9 protein-coding genes are annotated in these 10853 nt (G+C 63.3%); 2 read left to right on the top strand and 7 right to left on the bottom strand.

The window, feature by feature from the left end:
* Nucleotides 1-123: 123 nt before the first annotated feature.
* Nucleotides 124-1029, top strand: coding sequence for a UTP--glucose-1-phosphate uridylyltransferase GalU (gene galU, locus EN949_RS27865; protein ID WP_013529722.1), 906 nt, complete (start codon nt 124-126; stop codon nt 1027-1029).
* A gap of 40 nt (nt 1030-1069) precedes the next feature.
* On the opposite strand, the gene EN949_RS27860 is transcribed toward galU, so the two are convergent.
* Nucleotides 1070-2872 carry an outer membrane beta-barrel protein gene (locus EN949_RS27860; RefSeq protein WP_164754855.1) on the bottom strand — a complete coding sequence of 601 codons (1803 nt, stop codon included), beginning with the start codon at nt 2870-2872 and terminating at the stop codon, nt 1070-1072.
* Between the two features lie 238 nt (nt 2873-3110).
* On the opposite strand from EN949_RS27860, the gene EN949_RS27855 reads away from it, so the two are divergent.
* The gene (locus EN949_RS27855; RefSeq protein ID WP_013529724.1) at nt 3111-4112 is read left to right on the top strand and encodes a KpsF/GutQ family sugar-phosphate isomerase; all 1002 of its coding nucleotides are present in this window, start codon (nt 3111-3113) and stop codon (nt 4110-4112) included.
* Nucleotides 4113-4116: 4 nt separating this feature from the next.
* On the opposite strand, the gene EN949_RS27850 is transcribed toward EN949_RS27855, so the two are convergent.
* The 6 genes from EN949_RS27850 to EN949_RS27825 form a co-directional block, all read right to left on the bottom strand.
* Complete coding sequence (locus tag EN949_RS27850) at nt 4117-4581, bottom strand: NfeD family protein (protein ID WP_013529725.1); 465 nt, start codon at nt 4579-4581, stop codon at nt 4117-4119.
* 11 nt (nt 4582-4592) lie between these two features.
* Entirely contained in the window at nt 4593-5543 is a 951-nt protein-coding gene (locus EN949_RS27845) for an SPFH domain-containing protein (RefSeq protein ID WP_013529726.1), read from the bottom strand.
* Nucleotides 5544-5662: 119 nt separating this feature from the next.
* The gene (locus EN949_RS27840; RefSeq protein WP_127370963.1) at nt 5663-6874 is read right to left on the bottom strand and encodes an FAD-binding oxidoreductase; all 1212 of its coding nucleotides are present in this window, start codon (nt 6872-6874) and stop codon (nt 5663-5665) included.
* Between the two features lie 155 nt (nt 6875-7029).
* The gene (gene hemH, locus EN949_RS27835; RefSeq protein ID WP_127367780.1) at nt 7030-8094 is read right to left on the bottom strand and encodes a ferrochelatase; all 1065 of its coding nucleotides are present in this window, start codon (nt 8092-8094) and stop codon (nt 7030-7032) included.
* Between the two features lie 234 nt (nt 8095-8328).
* Nucleotides 8329-10359, bottom strand: coding sequence for a bifunctional UDP-sugar hydrolase/5'-nucleotidase (locus EN949_RS27830; protein ID WP_127370962.1), 2031 nt, complete (start codon nt 10357-10359; stop codon nt 8329-8331).
* A 187-nt stretch (nt 10360-10546) separates the two neighbouring features.
* A partial coding sequence (locus EN949_RS27825; protein WP_127371842.1) for a hypothetical protein occupies nt 10547-10853 on the bottom strand: 307 nt, incomplete at its 5' end.

Genomic DNA, 10853 nt, shown 5'->3' with positions numbered 1-10853 from the left:
AAAGACGCTTCGAAGCTTTACCGGTGGACGTTCCCCTCAGTTTCCCAGTAATCCCCAATTCCGGCGTGAAAATGTCTTGAAACGGGGATTGCGGAGCTGGCCCTCAAACGGATAATTGAAAGCATGAAGAGAGTTCGCAAGGCAGTCTTCCCGGTCGCCGGCCTCGGCACACGGTTTCTTCCGGCCACCAAGGCTGTCCCCAAGGAAATGCTGACCGTCGTCGACCGGCCGGTGATCCAGTATGTGGTGGATGAGGCGCGCGAGGCCGGCATCGAGCATTTCATCTTCGTCACCGGCCGCAACAAGGCCGTCATCGAGGACCATTTCGACATCCAGTTCGAACTCTATGACACGCTGGCCCAGCGCGGCAAGGACGACCAGCTCGCCCGTCTGCAGCGGCTGCAGCCGGCGCCGGGGCAGACCAGTTTCACACGCCAGCAGGTGCCGATGGGACTTGGCCACGCCGTCTGGTGCGCCCGCGAGCTCGTCGGCGACGAGCCCTTCGCGCTTTTGTTGCCCGACATGATCATGCAGTCGGAGAAGAGCTGCACGAAGGCAATGGTCGAGCTCTACGAGGAGACGGGCAACAACATCATCGCGGTGCAGGAATGCGATCCCGCCGAAACCCACAAATACGGCATCGTCGGCCGCGGCGAGGACACGCATCACGGCTTCCGTATCACCGAGATGGTGGAAAAGCCGAAGGCCGGCACCGCGCCGTCCAACCTGTACATCAACGGCCGCTACATCCTGCAGCCGGAGATCTTCAAGATCCTAGAAGGTCAGGAAAAAGGCGCCGGCAACGAGATCCAGCTCACCGACGCCATGCTGAAGCTGGAAAAGCAGCAGCCTTTCTACGGCTACCACTATCGAGGCCGCACGTTCGACTGCGGATCGCCGGAGGGTTTTGTCGAGGCCAATGTCGCCTTCGCGCTGTGGCGCAGCGACATGAACGAGAACATGGCGGGCGTCATCCGCACGCTTCTCGACGAGCTGAAGCCGTCAGAGCGCCGTGGCGCTGCGTTTTAAAACATCCTAGCGAGCGGCCGGATGTCGTTGGTGCGGCCGTTCAGCGCTGCACCTTGACGCCGAGGAAGATGCTGTTGGCGGTGTAGTCCCGGCCCGGCAGGTTGCTGGTCAGTTTCTCGCTCCTCACTCTTGTGGTCAGGCCGGCGTAGCGGTTCAGCCACCAGGTCAGGCCGGCCTCGGCGCTCAACACCCTGTCATGGCCGTCGATGCCGATGTAATCACGCCAGTCGAGACCCAGAGCCGCGTTGGCGGTGAGGTTGGCGCGAATCTGGCGTTCGCCTGTCAGGCGACCGGAATAGAGGATATCGCCGCTCTCGCCCGATGTGGTCGTGGGCTCGACGGTGGTCCGCCCGGTCAGGCCGATTATGGTGCCGCGCTCGGGTGACCATTTGAGGTCGGCGTTGACGGTGGCACCCGAGATCGCATCAAGGTTTTTGTCGTCGATCGCTTCCCTGAGCCAGCCGGCCGAGAATTCGCCCGACAGCTTCTCACCCATGTCGAGTGCAAGGCCGGCGCGGGCGCCGAGCCGCGTCGACGAGCGCTCGAAGCCTTCATTGTCGATGCGTTGATCATAGGTCCGGCGGCCGACCTCGATTTCGGTGAAAGGGGTCAGGGCAGGGGAGATCTCGTAGCCGGTGCGCAACGTCGCCGTGTAGAGCGTCGAGTCCTGATCCTTCTGCGACAGCGAGGTGCCGTCCGAGAGCTTGGCGTCGCCGTAGAAGTCGTGCGAGACCGCGCCGGTCAAGGTGTACTGCATCTTGCCGAGATGCTTTTCGACGGCCAGGCTGCCATCGATGGTCTGCCGCAGCGGCTGCTTGCTGACGCCGGCAATGGCGTCCGGCGATGATGCCGATTCCGGCACGGCCTCGTAGCCGAGCTTGGCGATGGCGCGCAATTCATTGTCGAGGTCGACATTGAGCTGGCCTTCGATGCGGCCTTGCTCGTCGTGAACCGGGTAACCCGAGACGGTCTCGCGAAAAAGGCCATAGCCGTCGATCGTAGCGGAGTTCTCGCGCCAGTCGGAGGCGGCGGAAAAGCGCAGCGCCGTCTCGGACAGCAGCGCCGACTTGCCTGCACTGCTCGAATCGCCGTTCGAGGTGGCGGTCAGGCCCTGTTCGATCGTCGGCCGGATGACGAAGGAGCCCCATTTGACGCCGGTGGCGGCAAACGGATCATCCTCCAGCTTCTTCTTCTGGCCTTCGATGGCGTCCGTACGCTCCGCTCCTGGGTCGAGCTTCTGCCTGTCGGCGCTGTCGATGGTGAGTGCGCGGCGGTTGGCCGTGTCCGCATCGGTCTCTGCAGCATCGGTGGCGTCCGTCGTGGAGGCGGTCCGGGAGGCGGTCGTGGAAGCGGTGATGTCGGAGGTGTCGGCCGTCGATTTCTTCTTCTTTTTCGACTTGTCGGCAGCCTTGTCCTTGGCTTGGTCAGCCGCATTCTGCCTGGCGCTCGATGAGCGGCGGCGCGGCTTGGGCGGCGCCGCCGTGTCGGCGGACGTGTCGTCAGTGGCTGCCGGCGGGTCGAAGAGGCTGCCGGTCGCGGTGGCGTCGCCAGTGTCGGCGTCGTCAGGCACGGCACCGGCGCTGGCCGGCAGATAGGTGCGGGCCGGCGCATTGTCCTGCGCGGCGTTGGCCGGCTGTTGACCCTGCGCTGCCAAGGCCAGCTGTCTCGCCTTGCGCTGCTGGTCGGACAGGATCGCCGATTCCGAAACTTCGCCGCGCAGTTCGGTTTCCTGGGCATGGAGCGCCGTTGGGCGCAGCAAGGCAAACATGCTGGTTGCCAGCAGCAAGGCGCAGACCGCCTTGCCCCCACGTCGCGTCGAATTTTCTGGCTGGACCCCGGACATCGCCACCACTGCTTGCGCGGCGCACGCGCGCCATACTTACCGAACCGTAAATGGGGATGGTTAACGGAGGGTTGAGGCAGCGGCCCGTCAGCTGCCTGAAGCGCTGATTTCCAAAGGGATTCATACTGCGTGCGTTTTCTCGCCTGCCGTCGTCTGAAACCACCGCACACGTTCGGGCGATATGCCTGGGGCCATTTCCGTTGGACAGCGCGCCGGCAAAGCGCTAATCGCATCAGCCATGCATGCGGGATCCCTGGATAAGAAGCCTTTGGACAGGCAAGCCTCGATCGCTTCGGCGCTGAGGACGGTGGCGACAGAACAGGCTGGTGTCGAAGCCCTCGCCGAGGCGCTGGAGAATGGGCTGGCCGCGCCTTTCGCCCAGGCGGTCGAGATGATCTCGGGGATTGAAGGCCGGCTCATCGTCACCGGCGTCGGCAAAAGCGGCCATATCGGTTCGAAGATCGCCGCGACGCTGGCCTCGACCGGCACGCCGGCTTTCTTTGTCCATCCCGCCGAAGCCAACCACGGCGATCTCGGCATGATCGCCAGGGACGACGCCATCATCGCCATGTCGTGGTCGGGCGAAAGCAAGGAACTGATGGGCATCGTCGCCTATTCCAGGCGCTTTTCCATTCCGCTGATCGCCGTCACCGCCGGAGAGACATCGGCGCTGGCGCGGGCGGCGGACGTGGTGCTGCTTTTGCCGCGCGCTCCGGAGGCCTGTCCGCACGGCCTGGCGCCAACGACATCGACGCTGCTGCAACTGGTGATGGGCGACGCGCTGGCGATCGCGCTGCTCGAAGCACGCGGCTTCACGCCGGACCATTTCCGCACCTTTCACCCGGGCGGCCAGCTCGGCGCCAACCTGACGCAGATCCGCGAGATCATGCATGTCGGCGACAGGCTGCCGCTGGTGGTTGCGGGCACCGGCATGCAGGACGCGATCCTGGAACTGTCGCGCAAAGGATTTGGCTGCGTCGCGATCACCGATGTCGACGGTGCGCTGGTCGGCATCATCACCGATGGCGACATCCGCCGTCACATCGGCAGCAATCTGCTGGCGATGACGGTGGATCAGGTGATGACAAGAGGTCCGAAGACCGCGACGCCGGACACGCTGGTGGCAACGGCGCTGCAGACGATCAACAATTCAGCCATCACCAGCCTGATGGTGGTGGAGGGCCGGAAACCAGTCGGCCTCATCCACCTGCATGATCTGCTGCGTATCGGCGCCGCCTGAACGTTCAGACCGCCTCGACGGTCAGTTCCAGATCCGTATCGGCCGCACCCGTCACGCGCACTTGCGTGCCGGCCGGCAGGTCAGGGCCGGAGACACGCCACAGTGTGTCGCCCAGCTTGATGCGGCCGCGCCCGTCCCGGATCGGTTCGGCAAGTGTCGCCATCCTGCCGACCATCTGCGCGCCGCGCCGGTTGAGCAGCGGCTGATCGGTCGGGTCGTTGCGGCTGCCGACCAGCTTCTTGCCGACATAGGCCGAGACCAGCGACAGCGCCAGGAAGGCGAGGACCTGGACCTGCCATGTCCAGAAGCCGGTGTCCCAGATCAGCAGCGACACAGCGCCGATGATCAGCGCGGCGATGCCGATCCACAGCATGAAGATACCCGGCGCGATGATTTCCATCACCAGCAGGACGAAACCGAGAACCATCCAGTTCCAGGGGCCGAGTTCGGAAACGATGCGGTCGATCATTGGTTTCGACCTCAGTTGTCGGTTGGGCGAACGACCGGCGGGCGCGCGGCCTGCCTCTGCGAGCCGGTCGTGCCCTCGCTGCGGAAGACTTCCTTGGCGATCTCGCCAATGCCGCCGAGCGAACCGATCAGCGACGATGCCTCGAAGGGCATCAGCACGATCTTGCTGTTGGTCGCGGTGCCGATCTTGCCCAACGCTTCGGTGTATTTCTGGGCGACGAAGTAGTTCAGCGCCTGCACATCGCCTTTGGAGATCGCTTCCGACACCACCTGGGTGGCGCGGGCCTCCGCCTCGGCCGAACGCTCGCGCGCCTCGGCATCGCGGAAGGCGGCTTCCTTGCGGCCTTCGGCCTCGAGGATCTGCGACTGCTTGAGGCCTTCGGCGGCAAGGATCTGGGCGCGCTTGTTGCGTTCCGCGGTCATCTGCCGGCCCATCGATTCGATAAGGTTGGCCGGCGGGTTGATGTCCTTGATTTCGACGCGGGTGATCTTGATGCCCCACGGGTGGGCCGCTTCATCGACGACGCGCAGCAGGCGCTCGTTGATGGCGTCGCGGTTCGACAGGAGTTCATCGAGATCCATCGAACCCATGACGGTACGGATGTTGGTCATCGTCAAATTGAGGATGGCGTTCTGCAGGCCGGAAACCTGGTAGGCGGCCTGAGCGGCGTTGAGGATCTGGAAAAAGGCGATGCCGTCGACACCGACAATGGCGTTGTCGCGGGTGATGATTTCCTGGCTTGGAACGTCGAGCACCTGCTCCATCATGTTCATCTTGGCGCCGATGCGGTCGATGAACGGGTAAATGAAATTGAGACCCGGGCTCAGTGTCTTGGTGTAACGGCCAAAGCGCTCCACCGTATAGTTGTAGCCTTGCGGGATTGTCCTGATGCCTTTGATCAGCAGCACCAATACCAGAAGGGCAAGTGCACCAACCGCAATATCGAAACCACTGAAATCCATTTGGCTCTCCCTCAGACGAAGGCCGCACAAGCCATTCTCGCGCGGCCGACTTCACCAAAGACTTAAGTGTGTTTCAGATGCGTTACAATCAGGTGATGACGGATTGTTTGCGGGTGCGATCAGCGGTTGAAGGCAAACAATCTTGCATCCGTGTCCTCCAGCCCGTTGATCGAAGCCGGGAGAATTTCGGAAGCGATCTGCGAGAAGGTGATGCCGTTGCCGCCGTAGCCCATCACCGCATGGATGCGCGGGTGGTGGGGAATGGCGCCGATATAGGGCAGGCCGGTGGTTGTGGTGCCGAACGAACCGGTCCAGGCAAAATCGGGCCTGGTGTCGAGATGCGGAAATACCAGGCCGAGCTTCTCGGCGATGCGTGTGCTCTTGTCGGCGATCAGCTCGTCGCGCCGCGCTTCGTCGACAAAATCCTCGTCCTCGCCGCCGCAAATGACCCGGCCGTCGATCGTCGTGCGCATATACAGATACGGCTCCGACGCTTCCCAGATGAACGCTGCGTCCGGCCAGAGCTTTCGCGGTTGCGGGCATGTTGCGATCGCCCATGTCGAGATGATCCGGTGGGCCGCGGCCGGCACGATCTCCACAAGTTCGTAGCCGGTGGCCAGAACAATATGTCGCGCGGTTATGGTCGGGCCATCCCTGGTCGCGACGACAACAGCTTCGGCGCTATCCTCAATCACTGTCGCTTCGACGGGGGCGTAGAAGCGAGCCTTGCGCTGAAGGGATTTCAGCAGCAGCCCAGCCGTCAGCTTACGCGGGTCGAGCGCGATGTTGCCGTGGCTGAGAATGGCGCCTTCGCGGTCGATGCCGAATGTCTCCGCCAGCGGCGCCGGCGTCAGATGGGTCGCGGCGATGCCGGCCAGCCGCCGTGCCTTGGCCTCGTCGCGCAGTTCCGACGGACCAAGTATCGTGCCAGACAGATAGAGCGACGGCGTCCGGCTCAGGCCACAGTTGATGCCGAGTTCGGCGATGCGTCCGGCGAGATTGGAGACGGCGAGCCGCGAGCGCCGCCAGGCCTGCTGCGCCGAGGCTCTGCCGATCATCTTCGAAAGCGTGGAGAGAGGCTGGTCTATTTCGAATGCCACCAGTGCGGTGGTTGCGGCCGTCGAGCCCTTCAGCGGACCGCGCCGGTCGATACAGATCACCCGATGGCCATCGGCCGTCAGCGCCTCGGCCATCATGGCGCCGCTGATGCCCATGCCGACGACCAGCACATCTGCCTTGACGTCCCGGATCAGGCCGTCCGTCGGCACCGCAGGCGCGCGATAGGCTGACCAGACGGGCTGGCCAGTTCTGAGGTCGAGTTTGCGGGGCATCGCATTCTCCGGCGGCGCGCCTTAACGCCCCGGAGCTTGTGTTGTTCCGGAGTTAGAGCGGCGAGCCGCTCTAACTCCGGTTGACGAAATTCCCAAGGGAAAGCGCTATTCGCTTTTCCCGGGAAAACCGTTTCACACTTTTCCTGGAATTTCTCCTAGACCCAGCCAGACAGTTCGCGCCGCACCATCGCCTCGATCACCGCCATCCCCTCCGCGCTGTCGTTGAGGCAAGGGATATGGGCGAAATTCTTGCCGCCGGCATGGTGGAAGGTTTCGGCCGCCTCGCGGCCGATCTCATCCAGCGTCTCGATGCAGTCGACGGAAAAGCCGGGATTGACGACGGCGATCGACTTGACGCCGTCCTGTGCGAGTTTCTCCACCGTCTTGTCGGTATAGGGTTGCAGCCATTCCTGCGCGCCGAAGCGCGACTGGAAGGTGATGATCAGTTTCCTGTCATCCCAGCCGAGCCGTTCGCGCAACAGCCGCGTCGTCTTCTGGCAGTGGCAATGATAGGGATCGCCCTTCTCGAAATAGGGTTTTGGAATGCCGTGATAGGAGGTGATGACCACCTCCGGCTCGAAATCCAGCGTCGCCAGATGCCGTTCGATCGAACGCGCCAGCGCCTCGACATAGACCGGCTCGTCATAGTAGGGTGGCACGCTGCGGACGGCCGGCGCGCGGCGCATCTTCATCAGCGCGCGAAACAGCTGGTCGTTGGCTGTTGCCGTGGTCGTCGCCGAATATTGCGGATAGAGCGGAAACGAAAGAATGCGGTCGCAGCCCTGGTCGGCCAGACGCTGGGCAATGCTGGCAGTCGAAGGATTGCCATAGCGCATCGCCCAGTCGACGACGACATCAGGCAGGTCGCGCAGCGCTTCGGCCAGCTTTTCGGCCTGGGCACGGGTGTAGGTGCGCAGCGGCGACTCGTTCTTTTCCCGGTTCCAGATCCGGGCGTAATTGGCGCCCGACTTCTTGGGGCGCGTGGTGAGCACAAGTCCATAGAGGATCGGATACCAGATCGCCCTGTTGAGCTCGATGACGCGCGGATCGGACAGGAATTCACGCAGATACCGCCACATCGGCTTGAAATCGGTGCCATCGGGCGTGCCCAGATTGACCAGCATGACGCCGATCTTGCCCGCCTTGACCGGCGGATGCCCAGCGGGCAACGGGCCGAGCGCTTTTGCGACCTTGGGATCGGCAGGGGTGGGAAGCGTCATAAGGGTTCTCCGGGAGACGCGAACCTAACCATCTTGCGCGCGCATTCAATGCAGCGTCTGGCCGCACCTTAAAGCGGATTGTCCGAATGGATTCAGACGACCCGCTTTAACTCTTTGTTTTATGCATGTCGTTTTCCCAAAACCGAGGTCACTTTTGGGCGACATGCATTAGCCCGAAAACAGGACGCCCGTCCGGTTTTCGGACGGGCGGTGTCATTCAGGCATATAAGCGAGCTATTTCGGCGGGATGGTCAGCGTTGCGCCGACAGGAAGCCGGCGGGGTTCGTAGCCCTTGTTGGCGCCCGAAATGACCTTCCACCTGGCGCCGTCGCCATAGGCTTTCTTGGCCAGATCCCAATAGGTGTCGCCGGCAACGATGACATGGCTGGCTTCCGCTGGCGCGGCCTCAGCAGGCTTTGCCGGCTCGGCCGGTGCCGGCGCGGCTGGTTGCGCTGGCGGGGGAGGTGCTCCTTCCGTCGATATGGCCGGTGGTGTGTTGGCGATATCGCCCGAGTTGGCCGGCAATTCAGGCATTGCCGGTGCCGCTTCGGCAGGCTTGGCGGCTTCAGCCGGTGCGGGCGCCGGGGTGGCCGGGGCTGCTTCGGCTGGCTTGGCCGGATCGCTTGCCGGGGTCGCAGGCGCCGCGGCGACGGTCGCGGCTATTTCGGTGATGCGGCCGTCGAGCTTCGGCGTGTAGGGCCGGTGGGCGCCGAGATAGTCGGCAACCACCTGTTCGAGGCCGGGGCCGTAGTCGTAGGCATTCCTGGCCTTGTCGGCAAAGACCTTGTAGCCGTCGCCGCCCTGGCGAACATAGTTGTTGGTGGCGACCAGATAGTCCTTCTCCGGCTTGATCGGCGTCCAGGCACCGCCTTCCATGACCTCCACCGATTTGACCCGGCCGGCATTGGGCGCAACGGATTTGTCGAAGGAATATTTCAGGCCGGCGACCTGGGGGAAGCGCCCGGCGCCGTCCTCGACCTGACTGAGACCGCCCTCGAGGCCGGCCACCAGATCCTTGCCCGAAATCTGGAAGGTCGCCAGCGTGTTCTGGAAGGGCAGCACGGTCAGCACCTCGCCCATGGTGACGGTGCCCTTGTCGATCGAGGCGCGCAGGCCGCCGCCATTGGAGATGACGATCTCGACGCCCTGTCCCTTGACGCGGTCGAGGATGGCGTCGGAGACGAGATTGCCCATCGCGCATTCGCGGGTGCGGCAGCTCTCGCGACTGCCGTCGATGACGTCGGTGGTTTCGGCCACTTCCTTGTTCTTCAACGCCTCGATCGGCGCACCAAGCTCCTTGATGCGGGCGAGCACGGCCGGGTCGGGGGTGATCGACTTGTCGAGATAGATCGGGTCGCCGCTGGCCGATTTGACGACGCCATTGTCGTCGAACACCACCTTGAACTCGCCGAGATATTTCGAATAGGAGGCCGCCTGCACCACCGGCACCTTGTAGCCGTCCGGATTGTCGACCATCGTCGGGTAGGGGCCTTCCGCCTTCGGATCGGTGTTCGACAGCAGGGAATGGCTGTGGCCGCCGACGACGACATCGACGCCCGGGATCTTGGCGATGACGTCACGTTCGCGCTTGTAGCCGATATGGGTCACGGCGATGATCTTGTTGACGCCTTCGCCTTTGAGCTTCTCGACTTCGGCAGTGATCGACTTGACGTCGTCCTCGATGGCGACGTTGGGACCCGGCGAAGCGAGGTCCGGCGTGTCGTTGGTGATCGCGCCGATGATGCCGATCTTCTGGCTGCCGACCTCGACGACAACAGATGGCTTGACGCGGTCGCCGAGCTTGGATTGCGCGTTGGCCTTCACATTGGCGCCGAGCACGGGGAACTTGATCATGTCGAGGAACGGCGCCAAGGCGGCCTCGCCGTCGTCGAATTCATGGTTGCCGAGGGCCATGGCATCGAACTTCATGTCGTTGAGGAATTCGCCTTCGACCTTGCCCTTATAGGTCGTGTAGAACAGCGAGCCCTGGAAATTGTCGCCGGCGCTGAGCAGCAGCACGTTCTGGCCTTCCAGCTTCTTGCGTTCCTGGGCGATCGCGGTGATCAGCCGGCCCGCGCCGCCGATGCACTCGCCCTTGGTCTCCTCGTCCGCCGAGCAGGTCGATTCATATTTGTTGTTGCCTTCGATGCGGCTGTGCCAGTCGTTGATATGCAGGATGTTCAGCGTGTAGTCGGCAAAGGACGCGCCGGCCGACAGGCCGAGGGTTGAGGCTGACAGGGCTGCAATGGCGGCAAGCTTCTTCATCTTCGTCTCCCGGAAAGCTGATCAGAGGCCATTAGCGCTCTTGCTTGACTGGAACATAACAGCCGGCGCTTTGGCCATGTTCCCATCGCGTTCCGGATGACGCAAGCGGAATCCGGGACCCTTTGCCGGCACAAAAAAGGACGGCGGCCAACCGGCCGCCGTCCTTGGAAAACGAATGGTCGTGGGTTCAGACGCGCCTTGTCAGCACGAAATTCTGACCGCTGGAGCTCGTGCAGTTGAGCTGGCTTGTCGACACCATCAGGCAGTTGAAGCTGACCGCGGTCTGGCGGATCAGCGAGGTGCCGTTGATCTGCACCGATGTGGCGCCGGTCATCGTGTAGCTGCCGTCGGCAAGCTTCTGGCCGGTGTCGGTGGCTACCGTCGTGAAGGTGCCGCCGGTGAAGGTCGACAGGCCGGTGCCCTTGGCGTCGATCCACGAGCCCTCGACGCCTTTCGGCGCCGCTGCCATCGGCGGTTGATCGGGGGCGCTGGTC

The organism is Mesorhizobium sp. M7A.F.Ca.US.007.01.2.1 (assembly GCF_003998165.1).
GTDB classification, from domain to species: domain Bacteria; phylum Pseudomonadota; class Alphaproteobacteria; order Rhizobiales; family Rhizobiaceae; genus Mesorhizobium; species Mesorhizobium ciceri.
This window is presented reverse-complemented; position numbering and strand designations above follow the sequence as displayed.

Coding starts and splice junctions, on each gene's coding strand:
- EN949_RS27860 (WP_164754855.1), bottom strand. CDS start 2,872: ATGTCCGGGGTCCAGCCAGAAAATTCGACGCGACGTGGGGGCAAGGCG.
- EN949_RS27845 (WP_013529726.1), bottom strand. CDS start 5,543: ATGGATTTCAGTGGTTTCGATATTGCGGTTGGTGCACTTGCCCTTCTG.
- EN949_RS27855 (WP_013529724.1), top strand. CDS start 3,111: ATGCATGCGGGATCCCTGGATAAGAAGCCTTTGGACAGGCAAGCCTCG.
- galU (WP_013529722.1), top strand. CDS start 124: ATGAAGAGAGTTCGCAAGGCAGTCTTCCCGGTCGCCGGCCTCGGCACA.
- EN949_RS27840 (WP_127370963.1), bottom strand. CDS start 6,874: ATGCCCCGCAAACTCGACCTCAGAACTGGCCAGCCCGTCTGGTCAGCC.
- EN949_RS27830 (WP_127370962.1), bottom strand. CDS start 10,359: ATGAAGAAGCTTGCCGCCATTGCAGCCCTGTCAGCCTCAACCCTCGGC.
- hemH (WP_127367780.1), bottom strand. CDS start 8,094: ATGACGCTTCCCACCCCTGCCGATCCCAAGGTCGCAAAAGCGCTCGGC.
- EN949_RS27850 (WP_013529725.1), bottom strand. CDS start 4,581: ATGATCGACCGCATCGTTTCCGAACTCGGCCCCTGGAACTGGATGGTT.